Below are 26,560 nucleotides of genomic sequence, written 5' to 3'. Positions count from 1 at the left end.
CCATCCTGCGAACAATTCTACTCGAAGGAGAGAGAACACAATGAAAACCCCGTTCAAGAGCACGGTCGTGCTCACCAGTGCGGTGATGATACTGTCGCTCGCCGCCTGCACCCCCAGCGAACTCACCGAGGGAAGCCAGCCATCAGCGGGAGGGACGACGATCACCTACGCCCTCTGGGATCCCAACCAGAAGCCCGTCTACGAGAAATGCGCGGCACAATTCAAAGAAGAGACGGGGATTGACGTCAAGATCGAGCAGTCCGGATGGGACGACTACTGGCAGAACCTATCCCTCGCCTTCAACGGCGGGACGGCGCCCGACGTATTCACCAATCACGTCGCACACTATCCGGAACTCGCCAGCAAGGGGGTCCTGGCGGACCTCAATCCCCACCTCGCGAACGATCCGGTGGACTTCAGCCAATACACGGGAAACCTCGCGTCCCTGTGGGAACACGACGGCAAACGCTACGGAATCCCGCAGGATTGGGACACGATCGGTCTGGTGTACAACGTCAAAGACATCCAAGACGGCGGCGTTGACCCCGCCTCCCTGAAAAACCTCGACTGGAACCCGCAGGACGGCGGCTCTTTCGGCAAACTGATCGCGCACCTGACCATCGATAAGAATGGCGTGCGGGGCGATGAGGAGGGCTTCGACAAGAATAATGTCGAAACCTACGGATGGGGCCTCGAAAGCGGCGGGGGCGTCGTCGGACAGGGACCCTGGTCGTGGCTCGCCCTGTCCAACGGATTCAACTACCTCGACGAAAACCCCTTCGGAACCAAATACCAACTGGACGATCCCAAGCTCGCCGAGGCCCTCACCTGGTGGCAAAAGCAGATCCAAGCCGGATACGTCACCCCCGTCGAACAGGCTGGGAACCTGGGTCTGCAACCGATGATGGAGCAGAACAAGGCGGCCCTGGTCCCTGACGGCTCATGGCGCATCAACACGTGGGCCTCCTCCACCGCCCAGAAGTTCGGATTCGCCCCCCCTGCCCGCCGGTCCCGCGGGCCGTAAGACGATCATCAACGGAATCGCCCCTTCGATCTCAAAGGATACGAAGCACCCCGAAGAGTCCTGGAAGTGGGTCAAGTTCCTCACCTCCGACAAGTGCCAGTCCATTGTCGCGAAGGAAGCCGTGGTCTTCCCCTCGATCAAAGCGCAGTCGCAGGCAGCCGCAGACGCGCACAAGGCCAAGGGAGTCGACGTGTCTGCCTACTGGGACATTGCGCAGCAGCCGGACTCCTTGGCCTACTACCCGATCACGTTCAAGGCCGATGAGATCAACACGGAGGCCGACCTGGTCATTGAGCAGATCGAGCGCGGAACAGCAGCGCCCTCACAGGTGCTTCCGCCCCTGAACGACAAGATCAACTCGATCCTGTCAAGCAAGTAGACCAGGGCCGATCCGCAGCGGAATCGGGGCGACTGGGCGTGACGGATGACAGCGCCCAACCGGCCCGGACCCCCGGGGTCAATGAATGGCGCCGCGCCAAGTTCACGTAAGGGCAGCATGGATATACGCATTGTCTGTAATGACGGGGAGTGGGCGATTCTCCACGACGGGACAACGAGCCGCACGGTAACGAGCGGATCCTCAACGATCTCAGTGGCACACGATCTGCCCGCTGACACGGAGTACTACCGACACGGGTGGACGTCATGGTCCCCGACCGCATGGTGGCGTCTCAACCGTGATCCGTGGCGCGTATGGAACAACCCGGAACGAACGCTGACGGCCGAAGACGCCGTCACCGACTCCGAGGAACTCCACCGATCGTATATGGTGACCTGTCTGAGTGTGAGTGAGGACGTGAGCCTCCTGATCGGATCACTCGGACATTATTCGGGACTCCTCACGTTCCTGCCCGGCCAGATCCGTGGAACGCCGCTCGACCAGGAGTCCACCGACCACGCCGATACGCGCGACTGTGGGGAATCAGGCCGGGTGAGCGGATGGTTCTTGATGATCGGCCCCGAGCGCGAATGCTGGGACGCGTATGCTGAGGCCCTTGCGGGATCAACGGCAGACGACGCGTTCCATCAGCCCCATCCGTCGAGTGCCGTGTGGTCATCGTGGTACTCGTGGTTCGAAGAGATCACCCAACGCACCATCGAAGATGAGATCATGCCCGCAGCCCGCAGCCCGCAGCCCGCAGCCCGCAGCCCGCAGCCCGCAGCCCGCAACGGCTACGACGTCATTCAAATCGATGATGGCTGGGAAAAAGCGGTGGGATGGTGGGAACCGAACGGCGACTTCCCCGCAGGAATGGCATCACTCGCGACGAGCATCCGAGGTGCGGGAATGACACCGGGGCTGTGGATCGCGCCGCTGATCGCCACTCGTGGTACCCCTATCGTCTCCGAACATCCCGAATATTTCGTGCATACGCGGGACGGACGCCTCGCGGTTGCGGGCCACAACTGGGGGCAGCATTATTTCTCCCTTGATGTCACACACCCCGGTGCCCGCCGGTGGCTGATGGACACGATCACCCGGGTCAACGGGTGGGGGTACGCGCATCTCAAGCTCGACTTCCTCAATGCCGGGGCGATCGAGGGAGTGCGCCACCTGGATATTCCGCGCGAAGTGGCCTATCGCACGGCCCTCCAACTCATTCGATCCGCAGCCGCAGACGCGTTCATCCTCGCCTCCGGCGCCGTCGTCGCGCCCTCTCTCGGGCTCGTCGACTCGATCCGTGTCGGTCCGGATACCGCCCCCTACTGGGATAACACCGACAGGCATCGTGATCCGAGCGGCCCCGCGATGCGTAACGCGCTGCGCAATTCTCTGGCGAGAACCTGGTTGAAATCCCTGGTGGGCATCGACCCGGATGTCGCGTATGCGCGCACTCGGGGTTCGCTCCTATCCCCGCAGGCCAACGCCATGACGCGGTACCTGTCGATCGTCTGCGACGATTTCTCATGCTCCGACCCCGATGCGTGGCTCACCGATGAGGAGCGGGCATCGGTGCGACAGACCTGCGCAGAAATGGGCACCCGCGCGCGACGGCCCACGGTCATCCAGGACTCTCGCTACGTGTTCACCATTAACGGGATGCGGATTGATTTCGAGCCGTGGATCGATCCGCGTGGACGAATCTCGGACCGTCTCCTCGTCAAGTGACTGATGGATGCTTCCACGGGGCTCATCGATCCCGGCTCTTCCGAACGCAGCGGCTATGTTCTCGCGGCATCGGAAGAGTTCAACGGCGACGACATCAACTCTTCACGAGTGACTACCTGCCGCACTAGTCGACATCGGAGGGGACGCAGGCTCGGTACCGGGTGTCTGAGGGGAGCCTGAAACTATGGATTGATCAGGATCAGCCCGAGAATGCCAATACGCAGGCGCGTCAATCCGGCGAGGTCGATATTTTCGAGATCCTGAGGCGTAGTGGAACTACGGAAGCGATCTCAGCGCCCAATGGGCACACCTACGGTTTTGAATGGCTCCAGGGAAGATGCGGCTCTATCTAGACGGGAAGCTGGTCGCAACGAGCCATCCGGACCATCTCGATCCCCCTGACTCGCAGAATTCACACGATTACTCTGGGCAACGACTCCGCACCAGCACCGGACCTGATATCCCTCACGGTTACCAAGGCCGCACCGTAGGGAAAGGGGAGGTTCAAAAGTCCCAGTCGTCATCCTCGGTGTCGACGATCTCCCCGATGACGTAGGAGGAGCCCGAACCCGAGAAGAAGTCGTGGTTCTCGTCCGCGTTCGGGGACAGGGCTGCGAGGATCGCAGGGTTGACATTGGTTTCATCTGCGGGGAACAGCGCCTCGTAGCCCAGGTTCATGAGCGCCTTGTTCGCGTTGTAACGCAAGAACTTTTTCACGTCCTCGGTCAGGCCGAGCGGATCGTAGAGGTCCTCGGTGTACTGTTCCTCGTTCTCGTAGAGTTCGTAGAGCAGGGAGTACGTGTAGTCCTTGAGCTCGTCGCGCCGCTCCTGCGTGGATTCGGCGACGGCGAGCTGGTACTTGTAGCCGATGTAGTAGCCGTGGACGGCCTCGTCGCGGATGATGAGGCGGATGAGGTCGGCGGTGTTCGTCAGCTTGGCATGCGCACTCCAGTACATGGGGGCGTAGAAACCGGAGTAGAAGAGGAAGGATTCGAGCATCGTCGAGGCGACCTTGCGCTTGGCCGGGTCGTCGCCCTCGTAGTAGCCCTTGATGATCTCCGCTTTCTTCTGCAGGGCAACGTTCTCCTCCGACCAGCGGAAGGATGCGTTGATATCCTCCGTCGACAACAGGGTAGAGAAGATCGACGAGTACGACTTGGCGTGAACGGACTCCATGAAGGCGATATTCGTCAGGACCGCTTCCTCGTGGGGCGTGCGGGCATCAGGGATGAGGGACACCGCGCCGATCGTGCCCTGGAGGGTGTCGAGCAGGGTGAGGCCGGTGAAGACGCGGTTCGTCATGAGCTGTTCATCGGCGTGGAGGGTGTTCCACGAGGGGATGTCATTCGACAGCGGGATCTTCTCGGGCAGCCAGAAATTACCGGTGAGTCGATCCCAGACCTCGAGGTCTTTCTCGTCCTCGATGTGGTTCCAGTTGATGGCCTCGAAAACCGGCTCCGTGCTCACGCGTCCTCCTGACAAATAACCGCCGCCCACAAAGCGGATCGACGTCAAGCGTACCCGGCATCTGCCCGATGGACGAGGGCGGGACGGGTGAAGCTCCTGACGGTGCTTCATCGTCCTGAAGCCTCGTGGGTTTTATTCTGGTCCGGTTTGCTTGGTTGAATCATGCAGCTTCAGCGGTTGAGGCGGCAAGGGTTTCGAATTCGTGTGGTGATCTCATGGCGAGCCAAAGGGCATCGCCTTGTTCGGTCGCGCGCAACCAGCGGCGCACACACGACTCGGCGATACCGACATCCCTTCGCGACCCGCCAGAGCGGTTCACCACTCGCGCAAGCCACCCACACAACTCCCTAAGACAAGACCTTCAACATGATCAACATCCCTCCCACAAACGCACCACCTGAACTCACATCAAGTGTCACCAAAACCTGCACCAGCCCCGCCCGTACAGCCCTCCTGCGCTGCGCCCGCTCAGTCGGCGACGAGGCCGAGCAGGTGAGACACGACCGCAGTACCCGAGGCGCGCAGTCCGTCGTGCTGATACTCGTTCGTCACCCACGTGCGCGCGCCCCGGATCGCTTCAGCTGTCTCCACGGACAGGTCGCGCGGGACGAACATGTCGTCGTAGTACACGGATGCTGCGACGGGCACGCTGTTATGCGCGAGAACCTCGGGAAGATACACGGTGGGCCAGTCGGTGCGGGCGGCGAGGATGTCGCAGACCCCGGCGAAGGGGACGAGGGCGGGGTCCTCGTCGAAGATCCGGCGCATCATGTGCTCGCCCGTCAGATAGTAGGGCTGGGAGGAGTCAAGGGGGTCGGCGTCCTTCGCGAACCCGGGGACCTCCTCGGCGAGGCGATCCGCACACCACGCGGTCGCCGTGCCCGCGAGCCCCGGGGTCGCACCGGCGTAGATCGCCTCTTGGAGGACCGCATACATCGGAGCGACTCCGATCTCAGCGCCGACCGCCTCCAGAAATTGTGAGGACAGACGACGGCTCCCATTGACGCTCACCCACGGCCCTTCGAGGAGGTAGTGGAGCAGATCCGTCCTCGTGGTCGTGCCCAGGCCCATGCCGATCATGCGGAAGCGGGCGGGGGAGAGCCTCTCGCCCGTCGGAAGCGTCTCCTCCGTGTCCGCCAGGTGCGCCGCGACCTCGCGCACCGTCTGCTCGTCGCCCGTGTAACGGGAGAAGTAGGCGCGGTTGCGGGCGGCTGTGGCCGCATAGGTGCGCCGGTAGATGTCGTCGACATGGACGAGGCCGGGCAGTCCACCCGTGATGAGGGATTTCTTCAGTCCTTCGGGGGCGAGAGACAGGTAGGAGGTCGTGATGAAGCCGCCGAAGCTCTGCCCGAGCGTCGACCACGGTTCGTCGCCCGCGAGCTCGCGGCGCACGAATTCGGCGTCGAAGACGATCTGATCTTGGCGGAAGAACATGAGGTAGTCGGCGAGGCGCTGGGCGTCGAGGGCGCCGTCGGCAGAGCGGAATCGTGACTCCTCGATGAGGGAGCGCGCGTCCAGGCGTCCGGATTGGCCGGTGCCGCGCTGGTCGAGGAGGACGAGACGGTGGTCTTCAAGGAGCCGTCCGAGCCAGGATTCGCGGAAGTCTTGGACTCTGGGCGCCCCGTATCCGGGACCGCCCTGCAGGTAGACGAGGTAGGGGAGGCTCTCTCCTCCGGGGCGCACGACCTCGCGGGCGAAGATCTCGATCGTCGGCGCCCCCGGTGAGGAGGTGCGGTGGTCGAGGGGCACCTCGAAGCGGTGCTCGGTGATGGTGCAGGAGTGCTGGATGTACGAGGCGGTGCGCATGGTACTCAGCCTATCGCGACGCGCATCGGCTCAGGCGGCGCCCTCGTCGAGGAGGAAGTCGACGATATTGAGATGTTCGATGCCGTTGCGCGATTGCGTCATGGGATCCATGCTGAGCACGAGTTTCGGGTAGTTGTCCGCGATCGCTTCCAGCGCCCCGAACTCCCTGTCGCGAGTCTGCTCCGGGGCAATGAGGTAGGACACCTGGATGTAGAGGCGGCTCGAACCATTCACAGCGACGAAATCAACTTCCTTATTGCCCCGACATCCGACGTGAACGTCGTAGCCGCGCGATCGCAGGTCCGAGTAGACGATGTTCTCAAGCACGAGTTCGATATCAGTACGGTTGTCGAATCCCATCGCCGACCGGATGCCGTGGTCGACGGCGTAGTACTTCTCGTCGGCGCGCAGTACCGTCTTGCCCGTAATGTCGAAGCGGGGGACCCTCTCGATGAGGAAGGCCTGGGTGCAGTAGTCGAGGTATGAGAGGACCGTGTCGACGCTGACAGTGCGCCCTTCGCTCTTGAGGTATCGGACGATGGAATGTGCCGAGAAGGTTCGTCCGATATTGCCGACGCAGTATCGGAGTATCCGCTGGAAGAGATCAACGTCGCGGATGTTCCGATGTTCGATGACATCGCGCACGACGACGGTGTCGACAACGCTTTGGAGATACTGCAGGGAAGGGGCGAGTGAACGATTGAAGTACTTGAGGAGGGGGAATCCGCCGACGCTGACATAGTCCTCGAATAGCGCGTGCCGGTCCGCCTCATTCGGATAGAGTTCCGCGAACTCTGCGAACGCCAATGGGCGGATCGAGAACTCTGTGTAGCGGCCGGCGAGATTAGTCGCGAGTTCACTCGACAGCATTGTTGAGTTCGATCCAGTCAGATAGAGGTCGCAGTCCCAATCGACTCGGATCGCGTTGATCGCATCCTCCCAGGATTCGAGCCGCTGGACTTCATCGAGGAAGATGTAGGACCGGGAGTGGGAGTCTGCGCCGCAGTGACGGAGAGCATCGAGCAGGTTCTGCGGAGTGCGAATCGACAAGCCCGCTTCTGACTCGAGGTTGAGATGAACGACAACCGCGTCGGGATGCGACTGGGAGATCTCCGCCGAGAGCATCTGCAGCAGTGTCGATTTTCCGCTTCGCCGCACCCCTGTGAGGATCTTGATGACGGGGATGCCGACGAAAGGGCGGATCCGTGAGAGGTACCGCGGGCGATCGATGAGTCTGTCCATGGATGCCTCCATTCAGATGTACTCGCGCTCTGTCGATCATAGTCGACAAAGTCGATGACTGTGACATGTTTGTCGATCATGATCGACAAGAACAGGTCTGTTTAGATGTTGATGAAAAGCACGTAGGACAGGGTCCCCGCTGCGATGCTCACCATCATGCGACGCCCGCCCAGCAGGTGCGCCGCCACCGTGATGGCGCTCGCCGCAATCGTCGCCCAGGCCTTGCCCGGAATGGAGACGAGGCTGGACCGGACGGAGACGATGGCGAGGACGAAGAGGATCCCCGCGGGCATCCACACTCCCATCGTCTGAACGAAACGGGACTCGCGCAGCGGCTCCAGAATGAGGAAGGGAATGCCCCGCAGCCCCAGGTCGACGAGGAACACCGCGATGAGGACCGTGAGGATGTAGCCGAGTGTCGGAGTCATGACGCCGCCCCCGACTGGTCCGGAGATCCGGCGCCGCCCTCGTCGAGCGAGGGAAGAGCCTCGCGCATATTCAGCCACACGAAGCGCGCGGCCAAGAGTCCCACGAAGATCAGCAGTGCCGTGATGAGCCACTGACTCGGAGCGATGAACCACGCGAGGGTGAGGGCGAGACTCGCTAAGAGGACGGAGGGGATGTCCGACAGTGAGCGCGCCGCCTCCAAAGTGAGGGCGATGAACATGGCGACGAGAGCGAAGTCGAAGCCCTCGATGGACGCGGGGATGAGAGAGCCGAGCGTCAGCCCCGTCAGCCCCGAGCACATCCACAGCCCCTGCAGGAACAGCTGCATCGTGAGGATGCGGGTGTGCGTCCACCCGGGGCGCGACAGGGACAGGGCGTAGGCCTCGTCGACGAGTGCGTACGCCGAGTAGAAGCGCCCGAGCTTCGTGTGCACCAGCGAGATTGGGAAGGAGAAGGCGTAGAACAGGTATCGCGAATTCACGAGGAAGATCGTCACCGCGATGGAGGCGACCGGCGTCGCCGAGGCGATGAGGGAGACGAGGAGGAGCTCTGCTGATCCGGAGAACGCCGCGATATTGAGGGCGACCCCGATCCACCAGGGCAGGCTCGTCTGAGAGATCAACAGGCCGTAGGCGATGCCCAAGGGGATGTACCCCAGGGCGACGGGAGCGGTGATCCGCACGCCCTCGACGATCTCACGACGTGTCGATACTGCGGGCGTCGGCCCGGTGGCGGGCGCGCCGTGGGCAGGATCGATAGGGGGAGTGGCGGAGATGGACATGGCCCCATTGTGTCCGCGCAACATTCGGTCGGACCACCGGCGTCGTCATATGGACCTTGTCAACACCCGCTCATCGGGCGCAGTGCTCCACTCGCTGCAGTGCGGGCGCCCTCGTCTACCATGACCCCATGACGATCATCGCAGCCGCCGACGGCTCCTCACTCGGAAACCCCGGACCCGCAGGATGGGCATGGGTCATCAACGAGGACTGCTGGGACGCGGGCGGCTGGCCGGAGGGAACGAACAACCTCGGGGAGCTCACCGCCGTCCTCGAACTGCTCAAGGCGACCGAAGCCGCGGGCCTCGGCGGTGAAGAGCTGCACATCCTGTGCGACTCCCAGTACGCGATCAATGTCGTGTCGAAATGGAGGATCAGCTGGAAGCGGCGCGGGTGGGTCAAGACCGATAAGAAGCCGATCAAGAATCTCGAACTCATCCAACAGATCGACCGCGCCATTGAGGGGCGCCGCGTCACTTTCGAATGGGTGAAGGGCCACGCCGGGCACGCGCTCAACGAACTGGCCGACGAGCGCGCCCGAGGTTGCGCCGAGGAGTATCAGGCGGGCAGGGTCCCCGCCCGCGGCCCCGGCTTTTCGAATAGGCGGGCGATCGACGAGGGCGACACCCCCGGTCGAGAAGCGACGCTGGATGCGGGCGACTCGGTTCGCGCAGACGAGGGCGCCCGAGCGGTGAGCGCCCTCGAAAAGAACATGATCCGCGCATGGGCGGCGGGCGACGCCGACGCCCTGGTCGATCTCGAAGCCGATGGGGCGACGCGGATTTGGCCGAATGGACGCGCGGCGCGCGGTATGGCAGGCCCCGCTCCCGCGGGCATGACGATCAGCGCCATGAACGCCGTCGAAGCGGGGGGCGCCTGGTGCGTGCGCTACACGATGCGTTTCGAGGGCGGCTCCAGCACTGAAACATCCGTGTGGACCCCCACTGACGCCGGGCTGAAGATCCTCCTGCACCAGTCGACACTCGTCTCCGGGAGGTCCCAATGACACTGATGCGCCCCCTGCAGGAGATGCCCGAGGACATCGCCCGCCTGCTCAACGAGCGGGGTCTGCGTGAGGACTACGACGCCCGGCCCGCCTACCAGCGCAATGACTACCTCGCGTGGATCGGACGCGCCAAGCGCCCCGAAACTCGGATGAAGCGCATCGACCAGATGCTCAACGAACTGGAAGTGGGCGGCGTCTACATGAAGATGAGGCACGCTCCCTCCGCTCACTGAGCGCTCCCCGTGCGTCCGCTCCTAGCACCGCCACCCGTGGGACGCATCGACGCGGGCGCGGGGAGGAGTCCCCATTGCCGTGCCCGACGGGTTCTCACTAGGCTGCCGCTCATGAATGACTCCCCCCAGCAGCCCCCCATGAAAATCTGGATGGTGACGCCCCAGACGTGGAATGTCGCTGCGCAGGCCGCGCAGGACCAGATCGGGCGGCCGACGGATCGAGCGGATGACGCTTCGTGGAAGGAACTCGTCGACGCGGGCATCGCCGTCGAGGCGGGTGTGCTCGACCCGATGTGGAGGACCGTTTTCTCCCAGACCCTCACCGCGCCGATCGCCTTCCGCGTCGCATCGACCTACAACGGCTTGGCGTATATCGCGGATGTGTCCCTCGGTGAGAACGTCACCACGTGCCTCACGCGCCGCCTCAGCGTGGCCGAGGGCGAGGACGGCTCACTGGAGCCCACGGGCGCCGACCCGGAAATGGAGTTCGCCGTCACCACGCCCGGTCGACCGTGGGAGCTCATCCGGCGCGCGCTTCCCCCCGTGGACGACCTGCGGGCGGCTCCTCGGCAGACGCGCGCCGTCGAACGCATCGAACAGCCGGTCGACGCCGACGTCCTCATGACGATTCGTGAGGGACTCGATGTCCCGGGACTGTCCCCGAGTGTCTTCGATGCGTTTACGCCCAAGGCGACCGTCACACTCATGACCCTCGTTGAAGCGCCGGGCGCTCCCGACGGTTCATCGGGCATCGCTTTTACGGCATGGGTCCTCGGCGAGGACGGCCTGTACTCCCTCGAGCGCAAGAAGGACACGGCATGTGTGACGAAGGTATCGCCGGGCGACATCGGCTTCACGGTCACATGGCTCGCCCTCGGCGGCTTCGACATCATGGAGCGCGGCGCGCGCGAAGGCTCGGCGCGCGCGAACGAGGAGGCATGACATGGTGCTCCTGGGAATGGACGTTGCCGCTGCGCGCCAAGCCGCGCTGGCGTTCGACAGGAGTGCGGATTCTCTTGACGCGATCCGCGCTGAGGTGTCCAATCTACTGAGGTCGACGACATGGGACGGCTCCGATGCCGATGCCTTCCGCGCGATGTGGACCAGTCGGCACCAGCGCACCATGATTGATTCGGCGCGCGCGATCCGCCAGGCCGGGGCGACCCTTCGTGCCAATGCGTCCGCGCAGGAGGACACGTCCAATGATCTCGGGGTCGGCACGGGCTCATCCGGCGGTTCACCGGCAGGCTCGCGACACGGCGGTGGCGGATCCTCCGACCGTGATCCCGGCCTGCCGGGCGCCTGGGATGACTGGTTCTACCACGGTATCGATGCCGTCTCCGACGGCATCGAGTGGGTCGGTGACCGGGCGCGCGATGGGCTTCGCTGGATCGGCGACCGGGTCCGGGACGGTATCGAGTGGACCCGCGATCGCATCGACGACGGCAAGAGCCTCTTCCACTCCGTCACCACCGATCTGGCGAACCGATGGAACGCATTCACGGCCGGCATGGCTGTGCATGCGAGGGCATGGCAGTCGCTGAACAGTCAGTTCACGCGCATCTTCACCGAGGGTCGTATCCCCCAGCCGGCGGAGATCCTCGCCTCGGTCGGTCTTGTCCTGGCAACAGGTGCGGGAACTGTCGGCAATGTCGTCGCCGGACGCGACCTCAACTTCTTCGACGATGGAAAACCGTGGGCCGGGCAGCCCGAGCCCGTCTCTCAGAGGGACGCCGTCGAACCGCAGACCATCCAGGACCTTCTCGCCCTCGGTAATTCGGCTTATAACCACGACGGCGTGCAGGTCGTGGCAGTCGAAGGATCTGATGGGACCACCCGATTCATCGTTGCAGTTGCCGGAACCGAACCGGCGATCGACACCTGGGAGGGGTGGACCGGGCACCCGAACGGGCGCGACTGGCCGGCGAATGTGTGGGGGATGGCGAATGGGACGAGTTCGGGCACGCAAGCAGCGCAACAGGCCGTGGACCATGCCATCGAGCAGTACCGCTTGGAGCACCCGGATGCGAATATCGGCGAGCACCCCCAGCTTCTTATGACCGGTCACTCGCAAGGCGGCATCATCACGTCGAATATGGCCGCGGACAAGGGCTTCTCCTCGCGCTACAACATCCAGGGCATGGTGACCTACGGCTCCCCGATCGACTGCGCGGAAATACCGTCCGATGTCCCCGTTCTCGCACTGCAGCACGGGGCGTCGAACCCCTTGAGAGACTTCGGCGATCCCGTTCCCCGGCTCGACCTCGGCGGTTGGCCCGGATCGGCCGACAATATCACTCACGGCTATCTCGAATCCCCAGCCTCAGGATTCGACAACCATGATCAGAACGCCTACGTGAACTCGGTGAGACCCGGGACTCCGGGCGGCGACCTCATGACCCAGTGGCAGCGGGAGAACCCGCAGATCGACGAGTTCTTCACGAATGACCCGAGGAGGACGGAGCAGTATAATGTGCCTTTCGGCCGTGTCGTCGACTGATAATGGGATCGGGGGCGTTCGCCGGGCGACTGTTGTCGCGGACAGCGCGGCGGCGGCATCGAGAGGAGGCTCGTCATGGGGAGACGGCGAATGATCCGCACGCTGTACGCACTCCTCGCAGGAGTCCTGTCGTTGTGGATCGCCGCGTGCGCCCCCCACCGAGACGTCTCTGATGAGGAGATCACGCAGATGGAGACTGTCATCGTCGACGGCGCCCGCGCCATCCCAGGAGTCACCGACGTGCGCCTGACCTGCGGAAGGAAGGGGCCGACCGGGGCGCTCAACCTCGACGGCCGCATCTCCATCGCGTCAGCCGACCCCTCGGCCGCCCGTGCCGCCTTCGAAGAATTGCACCGCATTGCGGCGGCCGTCCTCCCCGACCGCGACAACGCCTATGTCAACATGTACGTCGTCGCCGACGACGACGAGTACTTCCGCTTTGAGGAGAGCGATCTCGGGTTCGCCAACCCGAGCCCGACGTTCCACGAAGTCATCGAGGCGTATGGGAAATAGAGGGGCATAGAGGATGATCACCATCGACCATCTCGCAGATCCGAAGAACGCCGCCTTCGTCGCCCGCCTCGTTCCCGGAGTCGATGCGTCGACGATCCTCGGGGCCCGGACGCCGCAGTTGCGCGCATTCGCCAAAACGCTGTGGCGCACCCGGAATGAGGAGGCCCGCGCATTCATGGCGGCGACTCCTCATCGCCTCTTCGATGAGAATATGCTTCACGGTCTGCTCATCACCCAGGAGAAGGATTTCGCCGCGTGCCTGGCGGCCGTTGACGATTTTCTGCCCTATGTGGACAACTGGGCCGTATGCGACTCCATGAATCCCAAGGCGCTCGGCACCGACCTTTCCGCCCTTGAAGCCGCCGCCCGGCGATGGATCGACAGTGACCACCTCTACACCAGGCGCTTCGGCATCGGGGTGCTCATGGAGCATTTCCTCACAGGCGCTTTCAAAGAGGAATTCCTCGAGCTCGTGGGAGGCATTGACACCGAGGAGTACTACCTTCAGATGATGATCGCGTGGTACTTCGCCACCGCCATCACTAAGCGGCCCGACGATGCATTGGCGTGGCTGGTCGAGGACCGGCTTGCGGCGCCGATCCGTCGGAAGGCGATCGGCAAGTGCATCGACTCCTACCGTGTCTCCGACGAGACGAAGGATCTGCTGCGCAGCGTGAGAACCACCATTCCGACGCTGAAACGCACACAGTCTCGGTCCAATCGCGGTGCCCCAGCACAGTCCGAATAATATCCGACCAGGTCAGAGGCGCAGCGCGGTGTCTCCGAGAATGACAGCAGTGAGAAACTGTGTGCGTTTTGGCGGGTAGTGCGTGCGGGTGGGCCGTCGCTTAACAGGTGGTGACCTGCGCGAGGGCGAAGGCGAACTCCTCGGCCCGAGCCGTCCACTTCGCCTGTCGGCCCGACGGGCCCGCATGCCCCGCCACCATCTGTGTGCGCAGCACGATCGGACGGGCGTGGGCCGCGTCTTCGTCGTCATTGTGCCCAGAGGCCTCGCGCAGGCGCTGCACCCACTTCGTCGGCTCGACGAACCCGACTCGCGTGTCATTGACAGAGGTTGTCGCCATCACCGCTGGGAGGCGCACTCCTTCGGGGACATTCTCGTACGGGGTATACGACTTCATGATTGCGAAGATCTCAGGATCGTCAATCGGATTACCCCACTCCTCCCACTCGCCGACCGTCAGCGGAAGACTCGGGTCGAGGATCGTCGTCAACGCGTCGACGAAGGGCACGCCCGCGACAATGACGCGGAACGACTCGGGCGCCATATTGAGCACCGCCCCCATGAGCAGGCCGCCGGCACTGCGCCCCTCAGCGACGAGGCGGTCTGTCGCCACCCACCCCGATTCCACCAGCCAATGCGCCACGTCGATGAAATCCGTGAATGTGGTGACTTTGACGCGCTCCTTTCCGGCCTCGTACCAGGCGCGCCCCATTTCCCCGCCGCCGCGGATATGCGCGATCGCCATGACGACTCCGCGCTCGAGGATCGGCAGGCGCAGAATCTCGAACTGGGGATCGTAGGAGATCTCATAGGAGCCGTATCCGATCTGCCACCCCGCATTCGACCCGTCCGCAGTCGCGTCCGCCCGGTGCACTAGAGTGACCGGGATTTGCGTCCGGCCATCGCGGGCCGTCACCCACACGCGCTCTTCGACGAAGACGCTCGGGTCCCACCCGGGGGCGTCTTGGACGTGGAGGACCCGCCGCTCGCCGCTCGCAGGGTCGACGACGAGTGTCGTCTCGGGCACGATCGTGCTCTGGTAGGACACGCGGAGTTGACGGTCTTCGAAGCGCGAACCGGGAGCGACCTGAATCGTCCTCGTCGGCGACTCCACGTCGACGAAGCGACCCGGCCCCCACGCGCATCCCAGGTGCGCCGCATCGAGGGCGAGGATCATTCCGGCGTCGTCGCGCTGCAGCGCGAGCACGCGTTCGCGGTACTCCACCTGGGTGAGAGAGCCCGAACGCATCGACACCGCGCAGAAGTGCTCGTGGGCTGCGACGGAGACGATGCGCTCGCCCGGCTGCGCCTCGCGGATCGACACCCACGCGCTGCTCGGCGCGAGAGGGGCGCGGTCAAGCCCGCCGACAGATGCCGGGTCGACGAGGGCGCGCCTGCGCTCCGGTCCCGCCGTCATGCGAGGGGAAGGGGCTACGGGGAGAGGAGCCGCAGCGAGCGACCCCTCCTTGGATGTCGCGGTGTGCACAATGAGGAGGTGATCGCCTGCGGGCTCCACCCCCACTTGTCGGCCCTCGACGAGGTCGACGAGAGGAAGGGGAATCATCGTGGGGGAGGCGGGCAGCCAGAGCCACGCCCGGCCCGATGTCGTCGACGTCGAATGGATGACGACGTGATCGGGGTCGGCGCTGGTGTCGAACCACAGGTCGAAGCGCCCATCGGGCTCGGTGAGGAGGAGAAGGTCTTCCGACATCGGAGTGCCGAGACGGTGCGCCCACACTTCGCACTGGCGCCATGCAGTGTCCAGACCCGTGTAGAGGACCCATGCGGAGTCGGCCGACCATGCGAGCCCGTAGCCCGCGTCGCACACCGCCTCATCAATGACGCGCCCGGTGGACGCCTCCTGGATCACCCATGTGTAGCGCTCATCGCCTGCGGTGTCGCGCGCCCATGCGATGAGGCGCCCATCGGGGCTCGGGACGAGATCGGCGAGGCGGAAGAACTCCTCTCCTTCAGCGAGCGCATTCTCATCGACGAGGACGCTCTCCCCGTCGAGGGGGATGCGGGGATCGGGGGAGGGGACCGGGTCGTTGAAGTCGAGCGGGCCGTGGGCCGCTCGGAGACGGCAGTGGATCGCGTAGGACTTGCCCTCCTCGAAGCGGCAGTAGTACCAGTAGTCGCCGTTGCGCACGGGGGCCGAGACGTCGAAGAGGGCGGCTCGCGCCTTCACATCGGCCTCGATCCGGTCGGCGAGGCCCCGGGTCGGCGCGCAGATGTGGTCGGCCCACTCGTTTTCGGCGCGAAGGTGAGCGATCGCCGCGGGATCGGTCTCATCGCGCAGCCAGTCCCACCCGTCGTCGATGTAGTCGCCGTGGATCGAGCGGACGCGGACGCCGAATCGCTTGGGCGCGACGGGGGGAACGAGCATGTCAGTCATGGGTGTGAGCCTACCCGGCGGCACCGGGACGAGCAGCTGAGTAGGGGCGGATCTATGCGCAGCGGGGTGAATGTGTGGAAACCCTCAGTCGTCCGCGACTCATTTCGCGATCTCGACGAGCGGAATTTCAGCAAGCGGGAATATGCTCGATGCGTGGCTGAGTCAGCACTGAACTCTCTAATCCTGACGTCGAATATCACCGACACCGCCCTCGTCTTCGAGGGCGGCGGGATGCGCAACGCCTACACGGCTGCCGTCGTCAACGAGCTGCTGGCACAAGGACTGTACTTCGATTACGTCTCGGGAATATCCGCCGGAACCTCTCATCTGTGCAATTACGTCTCCCGCGATCCCGCTCGCTCCTACGCGACATTCGTCGATATCGTTGACGACCCGCAATTCGCCGGACTCGGACACTTCCTCAAAGGCAGGGGCTTCTTCAACGCGGCCTATCTGTATGAGGACATCTGCTACCCCGACGGAGCGATCCCCTTCGACATCGACACTTTCGCCGCGAACCCGGCGACCACCCGCGTTGGCTCCTTCAACGCCACCCGCGGGCAGATGCGATGGTTCTCCAAGGACGAGATGTCCACCCTTGAGACCCTCGGTCCGAGGGCACGCGCCTCCTCCACGCTGCCGATCCTCATGCCCCCGGTCGTCATCGACGGAGAAACCTACGTCGATGGCGCGCTCGGTCCCTCCGGCGGCATCCCCCTCGATGTGGCGATCCGCGACGGATACAAGAAGTTCCTCATCATCGCGACCCGGCCCCGCGACTACGTCAAAGGCCCGCTGCGCCCCGCCGTCGGCGCCATGCTCAAAGCGAAGTTCGCGGACCTGCCCGCCGTCTACGAGGGCGTCGCCGCCAGACCCGCGCGTTACAACGCGACGAGGGCGAAGATGTTCGAACTTGAGGAACGGGGGCGCGCCTACCTCTACTTCCCCGAGGATGCGCCGATCTCCAACACGGAGCTGCGCCGCGACCGCCTCGAAACCGCCTTCAGGGCCGGCGAGACTCAGATCCGCCGCGAAATGCCTGCCATCAAGGCGTTCCTGGGGCTCTGACGCGTCACTCCTCGACGAACAGTACTCCGCGCATCGGGATGACTGAGAATGCGCATAGTGGCACGCAGCTTTGCACACAAGGGACTTTTGTGTGTAAAGCACATAGTCGTCATGTCTAACAATGAGTATATGATGAACATCATGGATCTCGTGATGTTCACAAACGCGGACATGGGAGAACTCGTCGACATCAGCGGTTCGGACCCGATCCGCGGCGCATGGACCCACAAGGCTTTCATCCCTGCGCCGTTGACCGAGCATGAGCCCGCGCTGTCCGGAGCCGCCTACCGGGACATTGCGGCAGCAGGGCGAGAGCTGGCCGCCCTCGATGCGACCGCGCGTCGACTCCCCAATCCTCGTCTCCTCCGCATGCCCTCACTGCGAACCGAAGCGCAGTCGACCTCGGCCCTTGAAGGAACCTATGCGCCACTCGATGCTGTTCTCACCGCTGATGAGGACACCACTACGACTGTGCAGATGAGGGAGATCCTCAATTACGTGAATATGGCTGAGAAAGGTTACTCATGGGTCTCGGAGGGGCGGCACATCACTCGTGGCCTGCTTGAGGATCTGCAGGGCGCTCTCATGCGGGGGACCGCCCTGGAGTCGGAGTCCGGTCGTCTTCGAGACACGCAAGTAGTCATCGGCCGACGGGATGTTGCAAGCCCCTCCGATCCGGCGATTATGAGCGCGCGATTCGTACCCGCTCCGCCGGGGGATCGTTTGCGCGCGGGCGTCGATTCATTGCTCTCCTGGATTCAAGCAGATCATGACGGCATGATCGATCCGGTGATCGAAGCGGGCATGGCCCACTATCAGCTCGAGACCCTCCACCCGTTCAGAGATGGGAATGGCCGACTCGGTCGCTACCTCATCATTTTGACCCTGCTGCACAACGGTGTGTTGTCCGAACCGACTCTCACCGTATCCCCGTGGTTCGAGGCAAGGCGAAGCGAGTACTACGACACCCTTCTCGGCGTCAGTACCAAAGGCGACTGGGACTCGTTCCTCTCATTCTTCGCCAAGGGCCTCGCCGCCTCAGCGAGGGCGACTTGTCGGCAGATGCTTGCACTCGTCGAGGTTCAAGAGCATCTGAAAGAGCGGATTCGAGAATCGAACCTGCGCTCCTCCCACGCGCTCGAACTCGTCGACTTCGCCGTCGCGAATCCCTCATTCACGATCCGCCGCGCCGAGGTCGCGACGGGGCTGTCGTATTCGCGAGTCAACGGTCTTGTGAAACAACTCGTCGATCTGGGAATCCTGGAGGCGATCAATCCGTATGCACAGCCTCGGCTCTTCACAGCGCCGGAGGTTCTCACCGTCCTCCTGCAGCGAGGACTCTCCTGACTGAACGGCGTCGGCTCAGAATACGGGGCTCAGAGGTGGAGCGCCCGGTATCGGTTGATCGCCGCACCCACATCCACCAGGCGGGGCCTCGCCAGATGCGCGGGGAACTCCCTGGCCCCGAATTTGACGACGGCGTCCAAACCCTCGGAATTCACCCGCCGCTCCACACGCGTGAGCAACTCCGGAACGGGGAGCTCGCCATTGGCGAATTGTTCGAGGATCCCGCGCATCATCCACGCAATGGCCTCCGTCTGGCCGGGGTCGACGATCTGCTCGACGTCCGCCAGGGAGACGATCTGCCGGTCGAGAACGACTTCGTCGAGTCCCGAGGACTTCGTCTTCGGGCGGGACTCTCCGCCGCGAATCCTGGTCGGGCAACGCGGGGCCGCCGATGCGAGGCCGCCTTCGTCGTTGCGTTCTCGCGGCATTTCGGCGACGACCTCGCGTGCACGGTCGGTGACATCGACGCACCGGTAGGTGTCGAGCATGAGGACGCGGTCGGCGACGTCCAAGTAGTCGCCCGAGCCGCCCATGACGAGGATCGTCGACACCTGCTTCTCCGACGAGAGGGCGCCGATGCGGTCAACCAGCGGTGTGATCGGCTCCCTGTCGGCGGCGACGAGGGCGCGCATGCGCGCATCGCGGATCAGCAGATTCGTCGCAGAGGTGTCCTCGTCGATGAGGAGCAGCGGAGAGCCCAGTTCGACCGCCTCCATGATCGACGCGGCCTGAGACGTCGACCCCGAGGCGTTCTGAGTGGAGAAGCGCGTCGTATCGGCGCCGCCGGGCAGGTGCATGATGAAGGGAGACACGTCGACGCCCGTCACAGAGCGCCCGTCGGCGGCGCGGATCTTCATGGCGTCGGGCGTTGTTGCGACGAGTTCGCGCCCGTCGCCCGGGACGTGGGCGTAGACGCCGCGCTGGAGGGCGCCGAGCAGGGTTGATTTGCCGTGGTAGCCGCCTCCGACGATCAGAGTGACACCCGGGGTGATCGCCATGCCCGACACCTCGCCCGCATGGGGCAAGGAGACGGTGGCGCGCATCGAGTCGGGCGATTCGAAGGCAATGGCCTGGTCGGAGTCCATCGGCAGCTGCGAGATCCCGGACTTGCGGGCGAGGACGGACCCGTCGGCGACGAATGCCACCCACCCCTTATCGGCCAGCGCGTCCTGGAGGGCGCGGTGGTCCTCGTATGCTCCGATGTGGGCGAGGAGCGCCTTGCGGGACAGGTCGGTGATCTCATCGTCGGACACGAAGTCGAAGCAGTCCATCACAATATTGGGCACATCGACGTCGAAAAGGCGGGCGGCCTCGTGCCCCCGGATGGAGCGACCCCTGGCGGGTAGCTGCACCTGGAAGCGGATCTCCACATGATCGGGCATAACGGTGGCCGCCGAGCGCTGGAGGATCTCCTGGCCGGGGTGGGCGATCCGGACGGTGCCCCCGCACTCGCGGTTCCTGATCGCCGTCTCGAAACTGCGTACGAGGAAATCTGCGGTCGCCAGGCGCGCCGCCGATGAAGCGAGGGCCTCGTCGGGCAGACCCATCGTCGCGGGTTTCGTGCTCGCCCGCAGGTGCGAGGGCGGGGCGTAAGGGTCGGACTGGACGCGATCAATGGACAGGGTGAAGTCCCCGTAGTCCCAGTCTCCCGTCACCGACTTGTAAGTCCCATAGGGGCGCGAATCCATGCGGCGCAGGGAGGAGATGAGATCCTGGTCGGAGCCGCTGCGTCGTCGGAGGCGGTCGAAGTCTGAGCGAGGCGTCATACCCTTACATTAGTCACCTACGCCATGGCTGAGCGTCATCGGCTCACAGGATGAAGCCCTGCGATGCCGATGCGGCAATCAGGCCGAACATGATCACCAGAAAGAACACGCTGATGAGGATCAGACCGATGAAGATCACCGTGGAAACGATGCCGAGGATCTTGCCGATCTTCGCATTCGACACGACATCGTCGCCGATGCCCAGGGAGCGCGCCTCGTTGATGATGGAGTGTCCCCAGATCCACGCGGGGATACCCGTCAGGGGGCCGAATCCCACGAAGCTGAGGATTCCGAGAACGAGGCAGATGACGGAGTTGTTGCGCAGGCGCTCAACCGTGTTCCAGCCCGGGCGCGGGGTGTACGCGGCCCCCGTGTACGGGGGCTGATCCCACTGGGGCATGCCGCCGTGAGGATCGTAGGCGTGGGAGGAGGGCGAGGTTCCAGCCCCGTCGGCGTGCTGGGTGAAGACCGGTGGCGCGTCGGGACCCTGCGGTGCCGCGTTCTGGTCGGCGGGCATCTGCTGGGTCGGCGGCACCTGATCGGTGGGGTACTGGGTCGTCGGGGGGACGCCCGGTTCTTCAATGGGGGAGGAGGCGGGCTGCGGGGTGGACATGTGAATGCCTTTCTCAAGAGGACTGTCACCATCCTATTAACGAGGATTCGCCCTCACCATTGGGAATCCCCCTGATCGTGCCCGGATTCCGCTCCCCGACGGCGACCCTGACAGCGGCGGTCCCGCCCTCGTAACGAGGACGGGACCGACTGTTGTTCGTAGAAACGGTTTCTTGTCCGGGGAAACCCCCGAGACGAGAAGCCCTATTCCGAAGTTACTTACCTTATTTGGACAGTTCCACTTGTCGTGACCCCGATAATCACAAACGCTACAGCGCCCAGCATTCGCTGGAACATCGCAAGTCCGCCTGTCGTGTCCGGATTGTCCGCAAATGGAACATGTCCTGCTTCCAGATCCGCTCATCGCCCCTCCTTTCCAATCTCGATTATCTGTTGACAAATGTCACCAGACGTCACAGCATACAGGACACGCAGCCGGCGACTTCGGTGCCCTCGAGGGCCATCTGGCGCAGGCGCACGTAGTACATCGTCTTGATGCCCTTGCGCCACGCGTAGATATAGGACTTGTTGAGGTCGCGAGTCGTCACCGTGTCCGGGTAGAACAGCGTGAGGGACAGACCCTGATCGACGTGCTGCGTCGCCACCGCGTACGTGTCGATGATCGCCTCGGGGCCGACCTCGTAAGCGTCCACGTAGTAGTCGAGATTCTCATTCGTCATATACGGCGCCGGGTAGTAGACGCGCCCGATCTTGCCCTCCTTGCGGATCTCGATGCGCGACACGATCGGGTGGATCGACGAGGTCGAGTTGTTGATATACGAGATCGAACCGGTCGGCGGGATCGCCTGGAGGTTCTGGTTGTACATGCCGAACTCTTTGACGTCTGCGGCGAGCGCCCGCCAATCATCGGCTGTGGGGACGCGGATCGAGGATTTGGCGAGCAGTTCGCGGCACTTGTCCGTCGTCGGCTCCCACATGCCGTTGATGTACGTGTCGAAGTATTCGCCGCTCGCATAGGTCGAATCCTCGAAGCCCTCGAAGCGCACGCCCCGCTCCTTAGCGATGAGGCAGGACGCCTTGATTGCCTCGTAGGCGATGGTGAGGAAGTACATGTTCGTGAAGTCGAGGGCTTCGGGTGAGCCGTACATGACGTGTTCGCGTGCGAGGTAGCCGTGCAGGTTCATCTGCCCCAGGCCGATCGCGTGGCTCATCGCATTGCCGCGGGCGATGGAAGGCACCGACTGGATGTCGGAGAGGTCGGAGACGGCGGTGAGGCCGCGGATCGCGGTCTCCACGGTCTTCGAGAAGTCCTCGGAGTCCATGGTCTTCGCAATATTGAGCGAGCCGAGGTTGCAGGAGATGTCCTTGCCGATGTGGGAGTAGGACAGGTCATCGTTGTAGGTCGAGGCCTCGGAGACCTGCAGGATCTCCGAGCACAGGTTCGACATGGTGATGCGGCCCTTAATGGGGTTCGCGCGGTTCACCGTGTCTTCGAAGAGGATGTAGGGGTAGCCGGACTCGAATTGAATTTCGGCGAGGGTCTGGAAGAAACGGCGGGCGTTGATCTTCTTCTTGTGGATGCGCCCGTCGTCGACCATCTCCCGGTATTTCTCGGTCACGGAGATCTCCGTGAAGGGTACCCCGTAGACGCGTTCAACGTCGTAGGGGCTGAAGAGGTACATGTCCTCGTTATTGCGCGCCAACTCGAAGGTGATGTCCGGGATGACGACGCCGAGGGAGAGCGTCTTAATGCGGATCTTCTCGTCGGCGTTCTCGCGCTTGGTGTCGAGGAAGCTCATGATGTCGGGGTGGTGGGCGTGCAGGTACACGGCGCCCGCACCCTGACGGGCCCCGAGCTGGTTCGCATAGGAGAAGGAGTCTTCGAGGAGCTTCATGACCGGCACGACGCCGCTCGACTGGTTCTCGATCTTCTTGATCGGCGCACCGGCCTCGCGAAGATTCGTCAGGGACAGGGCGACGCCGCCGCCCCGCTTAGACAGCTGCAGGGCCGAGTTGATGCCGCGGGCGATCGACTCCATATTGTCCTCGATGCGCAGGAGGAAACAGGAGACGAGTTCGCCGCGCGCCGCCTTGCCCGCATTGAGGAAGGTCGGGGTGGCGGGCTGGAAGCGGCCCGTCATCATCTCATCGACGAGGTTCTTCGCGAGTTCCACGTCGCCGCGCGCGAGGTAGAGGGCGACCATGGTGACGCGGTCCTCGAAGCGTTCGAGGTAGCGCTTGCCGTCGAAGGTCTTGAGGGTGTACGAGGTGTAGTACTTGAATGCGCCGAGGAATGTCGGGAAGCGGAACTTGTGGGCGTAGGCCTGCTTGAACAGGGCCTTGACGTCTTCGGGGTCGTATTGGGCGAGGACTTCGGCCTCGTAGTAGCCCTCTTCGACCAGGTAGGCGAGCTTCTCCTCGAGGTCGTGGAAGAACACGGTGTTCTGGTTGACGTGCTGGAGGAAGTACTGACGCGCAGCCATGCGGTCCGCATCGAATTGGATGCGCCCATCCGCGTCGTAGAGGTTGAGTCGAGCGTTGAGCGCGTGATAGTCCAGCTCGGGGCTGCGGATGTCTTCTACGCCTGTGTCGGTGAGATTCTCTGCCAAAATTGTTCCAGTCCTTCGCGAACTCGTAAGACGTCCTCGGAGGTGCCGAGGAGTTCGAACTTGTACATGTGGGGGATGCCCAGTTTCGCCGCGACGATGTCTCCGGCGAGGCAGTACGCGGTGCCGAAGTTCGTGTTCCCCGAGGAGATCACGCCGACGCAATGACGGCGGTTCTCCGGGTCGTTGAGGAAGGCGATGACCTGCTTGGGGACCGCGCCCTTGAGATTTCCCCCGCCGTAGGTCGGCACGATGAGGACGTAGGGCTCCGATACGTGCAACGGCTCATCCGTGCGGCGCAGGGGGATGCGGTCGGCCGTGACATTGAGCTTCTCAACGAAACGGTGGGTGTTGCCGGTCGCGGACGAGAAGTAGACGACGTGAACCATTCGAATCCTTCCGTACAAGGGTCGGCACACCCGTCGGGGCGTGAACGCACGAAGTCCCGGCCGCGCAGCGGCCGGGACAGGGCTGTCAGATCTGACCGACTGCGACAGGGGCTGCTTCAACCATTGCAGCGACCGCCTTGATGCGGTCGGGGCGGAAACCGCTCCAGTGGTTGTCGCCCGCGATGACGACGGGGGCCTGCTGGTAGCCGAGGTCCTTGATGTAGACGAGAGCGTCGGTGTCCTCGGTGACATCGATGCTGGTGTAATCCAGCCCCTGCTTGTCGAGGGCGCGGTAGGTGGCGTCGCACTGGGGGCAGCGGGGCTTGGAGTAGACGGTGATCGTCATCGGTGTCTCCTGTGTTCACAGCGGAAGCGGATATGGGACATATCCGCCGGGCGGGCGTCGCGGTGCTCGTCGGCTCCGCGAAGATAGGGATAACACTACACCTCGTGGTGGGCGAGTGCTACGACCCCAAGATATTGTGTTTGGCGTGTCGCGCGGAGAGGGTTGTGGGTCGCTGTCACGAGGCTTGTGGACACCGTGTGAATTCAGTGACCGAGCGCGCATGGAACGACTGTTCCGAACGGCGCGGGTATCCCCGGCACCATCTCAGCGGCGCAGAAAACAGCCGATTCGGAAACTCGGTTCGCTGCGTCGGTTTCTCTCCGCACTTGTGGAGGGAGTGTGCACAGTTAGTGCACAACCATGTGGATAATTCGATGGCGAGTCCCTGTGAAGAGCTCGGGAAGTCTTCGTCGACACCGGCGTGTCGCGCCCGCGCGCCCCTACATCTAGTGGTCCGCTAATACGACCTCCCCCTAGATGCAGTGGCACCTCAGCATTCGACGACATTAACGGCGAGGCCGCCCGCAGAGGTCTCCTTGTACTTCGACAACATGTCGTTGCCGGTCTGGCGCATCGTCTCGATGACGGCGTCGAAGGACACCGTATGGCGCCCGTCACTCCACAGGGCCATGCGCGCCGCATTGATCGCCTTCACCGCCGCGATCGCATTGCGCTCAATGCAGGGGATCTGCACGAGGCCCGCCACCGGATCACAAGTCAGGCCCAAAGAATGCTCCATCGCGATCTCCGCGGCGTTCTCCACCTGTTCGGGACTGCCGCCCAGGGCATCGACCAGACCCGCCGCCGCCATCGCCGAGGCCGAGCCGACCTCGCCCTGACAGCCGACCTCGGCTCCCGCAATCGATGCATTCGTCTTAATGAGCCCGCCGATGGCGGTCGCAGCGAGGAGGAAGTCGTGGACGACCCGGCGCCGCCGGGCATGCGCCTCCCCCCGGGTCCGTCCGCGGGGGCTGCCGGGGGAGGCGAGCCTATAGGGGGCGAGCGGCGTGCGCGCCGCGACGGCATCACATGGCCCGGCCCCCGCTCCGACACTCACGCCCGCCTCTGGGCAGAAGGTCACGAGATAGCCCAGGACTGCGGGGATCACCCCGGCGGCACCATTCGTCGGAGCCGTCACCACCCGATGACCCGCCGCATTCTCCTCATTGACCGCCAGGGCGAACAGATTCACCCAGTCCATCGCGCGCATCGGATCGTCCGGTGTCGCCGCCCACGCCGACCCCGCCGTGGGGATCATCGTCGACGCCGCCCTCGCCGCGAGCTTCGCGGACAGTGCGCGTGCGCGCCGCGGAACGTCGAGTCCGCCCGGCAGCATCCCCTGAGCGCTCGCCCCCTCGTTGACACAGTCGAACATGGTGTCTGCGACGAGGTCGAGATAGTCGTTGAGAACCTGCCGAGGACGGATCGCTTCTTCGTTCGCCCGCACGACATCCGAGACGCGCAGGCCGGAGGCCGCGCAGTGCGCGAGCAGTTGCGCCCCCGTGGAGAAGGGGTGAGGCGCCTCGACGTCAATGGAGGCGCCGATGCGGGGGGAGGCCAGGGAGGCGACTTCGGGACGGGAGGGGTCGTCATTCGTCTGCATCATGACGAAGCCGCCGCCGACCGAGTAATAGGTCCGGGCCAGAATGACGCGCTCGGCGTCGAAAGCGCTGATCGTCAACGCATTGACGTGGTAGGGCAGGACTGTGCGCGGAAGGAAGCGGATATCGCGGTCGATGTCGAAGGGGACGCTCCTGTCGCCGGGCAGGCACAGCCGTCCGGTGTCGGCGAGCAGCGGAAGGGTCGATTCAACGGTGGTGATGTCGACGGACTCCGGGTCGTGGCCCGCCAGTCCGAGCAGTACCGCGCGATCCGTCGAGTGGCCGCGCCCCGTCGCCCCAAGAGAGCCGAAGAAGTCGATAGTGATCCGAGAGGGCGAGCCCAGGGCGGCCAGTTCAGCGGTGAAGGCGAGGGCCGCTCGCATCGGGCCGACGGTGTGCGACGAGGACGGGCCGATACCGATGCGGAACATGTCGAATACCGACAGCGGATGGGCGGCCTTCGACGAGGGCACCTCCCCCGAGACGAGGGCGGCGGGAGTGGGGGAGCCGGGGGCGAAGAGGTCGGGTGCGGCCGCCCGGCCGGTTGCCGGATAATCCATGCCGACCATTGTCCACTGCCCGTCAAGGCATCTGTTC

General features: G+C 63.9%; 23 protein-coding genes. 11 read left to right on the top strand and 12 right to left on the bottom strand.

The window, feature by feature from the left end; translation table 11 throughout:
* The first annotated feature begins 40 nt into the window (after nt 1-40).
* From BQ7471_RS08205 to BQ7471_RS08200, 3 genes are all read left to right on the top strand, one after another.
* Complete coding sequence (locus BQ7471_RS08205; RefSeq protein ID WP_083663322.1) at nt 41-1,024, top strand: ABC transporter substrate-binding protein; 984 nt, start codon at nt 41-43, stop codon at nt 1,022-1,024.
* Between the two features lie 121 nt (nt 1,025-1,145).
* Complete coding sequence (locus BQ7471_RS11685) at nt 1,146-1,403, top strand: hypothetical protein (protein ID WP_083663321.1); 258 nt, start codon at nt 1,146-1,148, stop codon at nt 1,401-1,403.
* Nucleotides 1,404-1,520: 117 nt separating this feature from the next.
* The gene (locus BQ7471_RS08200) at nt 1,521-3,134 is read left to right on the top strand and encodes a glycoside hydrolase family 36 protein (RefSeq protein WP_076465486.1); all 1,614 of its coding nucleotides are present in this window, start codon (nt 1,521-1,523) and stop codon (nt 3,132-3,134) included.
* A 504-nt stretch (nt 3,135-3,638) separates the two neighbouring features.
* Here the strand turns inward: BQ7471_RS08200 and nrdF are convergent.
* The 5 genes from nrdF to BQ7471_RS08175 form a co-directional block, all read right to left on the bottom strand.
* Entirely contained in the window at nt 3,639-4,601 is a 963-nt protein-coding gene (gene nrdF / locus BQ7471_RS08195) for a class 1b ribonucleoside-diphosphate reductase subunit beta (RefSeq protein WP_076465485.1), read from the bottom strand.
* 468 nt (nt 4,602-5,069) lie between these two features.
* Nucleotides 5,070-6,407: an alpha/beta fold hydrolase gene (locus BQ7471_RS08190; protein WP_076465483.1), complete on the bottom strand. Its 1,338-nt coding sequence runs from the start codon at nt 6,405-6,407 to the stop codon at nt 5,070-5,072.
* A 30-nt stretch (nt 6,408-6,437) separates the two neighbouring features.
* The gene (locus BQ7471_RS08185) at nt 6,438-7,649 is read right to left on the bottom strand and encodes an ATP-binding protein (RefSeq protein WP_076465482.1); all 1,212 of its coding nucleotides are present in this window, start codon (nt 7,647-7,649) and stop codon (nt 6,438-6,440) included.
* A gap of 101 nt (nt 7,650-7,750) precedes the next feature.
* Nucleotides 7,751-8,077 (bottom strand): branched-chain amino acid transporter permease, encoded by a 327-nt coding sequence (locus tag BQ7471_RS08180; protein ID WP_076465480.1) that lies wholly within the window; start codon nt 8,075-8,077, stop codon nt 7,751-7,753.
* Nucleotides 8,074-8,877, bottom strand: coding sequence for an AzlC family ABC transporter permease (locus tag BQ7471_RS08175; protein WP_083663403.1), 804 nt, complete (start codon nt 8,875-8,877; stop codon nt 8,074-8,076). Before BQ7471_RS08175 ends, BQ7471_RS08180 begins: the two co-directional genes overlap by 4 nt.
* A 128-nt stretch (nt 8,878-9,005) precedes the next feature.
* Between BQ7471_RS08175 and BQ7471_RS08170 the strand changes: the two genes are divergently transcribed.
* The 6 genes from BQ7471_RS08170 to BQ7471_RS08145 all read left to right on the top strand — a co-directional run bounded on the left by BQ7471_RS08170 (nt 9,006) and on the right by BQ7471_RS08145 (nt 13,875).
* Nucleotides 9,006-9,881 (top strand): ribonuclease H family protein, encoded by an 876-nt coding sequence (locus BQ7471_RS08170; protein ID WP_076465479.1) that lies wholly within the window; start codon nt 9,006-9,008, stop codon nt 9,879-9,881.
* Entirely contained in the window at nt 9,878-10,114 is a 237-nt protein-coding gene (locus BQ7471_RS08165) for a YdeI/OmpD-associated family protein (protein ID WP_129583393.1), read from the top strand. Before BQ7471_RS08170 ends, BQ7471_RS08165 begins: the two co-directional genes overlap by 4 nt.
* 111 nt (nt 10,115-10,225) lie before the next feature.
* On the top strand, nt 10,226-11,056 hold the full coding sequence (locus BQ7471_RS08160) for a hypothetical protein (RefSeq protein ID WP_129583392.1): 831 nt from the start codon (nt 10,226-10,228) through the stop codon (nt 11,054-11,056).
* 1 nt (nt 11,057) lies between these two features.
* A complete protein-coding gene (locus tag BQ7471_RS08155) occupies nt 11,058-12,614 on the top strand; it encodes an alpha/beta hydrolase family protein (protein WP_076465476.1) in 1,557 nt (518 codons plus the stop codon).
* Nucleotides 12,615-12,689: 75 nt separating this feature from the next.
* A complete protein-coding gene (locus BQ7471_RS08150) occupies nt 12,690-13,127 on the top strand; it encodes a hypothetical protein (protein WP_129583391.1) in 438 nt (145 codons plus the stop codon).
* A gap of 13 nt (nt 13,128-13,140) precedes the next feature.
* Nucleotides 13,141-13,875: a DNA alkylation repair protein gene (locus BQ7471_RS08145; RefSeq protein ID WP_076465473.1), complete on the top strand. Its 735-nt coding sequence runs from the start codon at nt 13,141-13,143 to the stop codon at nt 13,873-13,875.
* 100 nt (nt 13,876-13,975) lie between these two features.
* Here BQ7471_RS08145 and BQ7471_RS08140 read toward each other — a convergent pair whose 3' ends face one another.
* Nucleotides 13,976-16,267, bottom strand: coding sequence for a S9 family peptidase (locus BQ7471_RS08140; RefSeq protein ID WP_076465471.1), 2,292 nt, complete (start codon nt 16,265-16,267; stop codon nt 13,976-13,978).
* 153 nt (nt 16,268-16,420) lie between these two features.
* Between BQ7471_RS08140 and BQ7471_RS08135 the strand changes: the two genes are divergently transcribed.
* Both BQ7471_RS08135 and BQ7471_RS08130 read left to right on the top strand, forming a co-directional pair.
* Nucleotides 16,421-17,335: a patatin-like phospholipase family protein gene (locus BQ7471_RS08135; RefSeq protein WP_235821273.1), complete on the top strand. Its 915-nt coding sequence runs from the start codon at nt 16,421-16,423 to the stop codon at nt 17,333-17,335.
* A 141-nt stretch (nt 17,336-17,476) separates the two neighbouring features.
* The gene (locus BQ7471_RS08130; protein WP_076466294.1) at nt 17,477-18,682 is read left to right on the top strand and encodes a Fic family protein; all 1,206 of its coding nucleotides are present in this window, start codon (nt 17,477-17,479) and stop codon (nt 18,680-18,682) included.
* Nucleotides 18,683-18,711: 29 nt separating this feature from the next.
* Here the strand turns inward: BQ7471_RS08130 and BQ7471_RS08125 are convergent, their stop codons facing one another.
* From BQ7471_RS08125 to BQ7471_RS08100, 6 genes are all read right to left on the bottom strand, one after another.
* A complete protein-coding gene (locus BQ7471_RS08125; protein ID WP_076465470.1) occupies nt 18,712-20,448 on the bottom strand; it encodes an ABC-ATPase domain-containing protein in 1,737 nt (578 codons plus the stop codon).
* A gap of 43 nt (nt 20,449-20,491) precedes the next feature.
* Nucleotides 20,492-21,061: a hypothetical protein gene (locus tag BQ7471_RS08120; protein ID WP_076465468.1), complete on the bottom strand. Its 570-nt coding sequence runs from the start codon at nt 21,059-21,061 to the stop codon at nt 20,492-20,494.
* Between the two features lie 412 nt (nt 21,062-21,473).
* The gene (nrdE, locus tag BQ7471_RS08115; RefSeq protein ID WP_076465466.1) at nt 21,474-23,630 is read right to left on the bottom strand and encodes a class 1b ribonucleoside-diphosphate reductase subunit alpha; all 2,157 of its coding nucleotides are present in this window, start codon (nt 23,628-23,630) and stop codon (nt 21,474-21,476) included.
* On the bottom strand, nt 23,600-24,016 hold the full coding sequence (gene nrdI / locus BQ7471_RS08110) for a class Ib ribonucleoside-diphosphate reductase assembly flavoprotein NrdI (RefSeq protein ID WP_076465465.1): 417 nt from the start codon (nt 24,014-24,016) through the stop codon (nt 23,600-23,602). The genes nrdE and nrdI overlap by 31 nt, the downstream gene beginning before the upstream one ends.
* Nucleotides 24,017-24,101: 85 nt before the next feature.
* Nucleotides 24,102-24,362, bottom strand: coding sequence for a glutaredoxin-like protein NrdH (nrdH, locus tag BQ7471_RS08105; RefSeq protein WP_076465463.1), 261 nt, complete (start codon nt 24,360-24,362; stop codon nt 24,102-24,104).
* A gap of 490 nt (nt 24,363-24,852) precedes the next feature.
* Complete coding sequence (locus tag BQ7471_RS08100; RefSeq protein ID WP_076466293.1) at nt 24,853-26,523, bottom strand: L-serine ammonia-lyase, iron-sulfur-dependent, subunit alpha; 1,671 nt, start codon at nt 26,521-26,523, stop codon at nt 24,853-24,855.
* Nucleotides 26,524-26,560 lie beyond the last annotated feature (37 nt).

The sequence above is a fragment of the Actinomyces mediterranea genome (genome assembly GCF_900155595.1).
Classification (GTDB): Bacteria; Actinomycetota; Actinomycetes; order Actinomycetales; family Actinomycetaceae; genus Pauljensenia; species Pauljensenia mediterranea.
The sequence above is the reverse complement of the archived record's forward strand: the minus strand, read 5'-3'. Positions and strand labels throughout refer to the sequence as shown.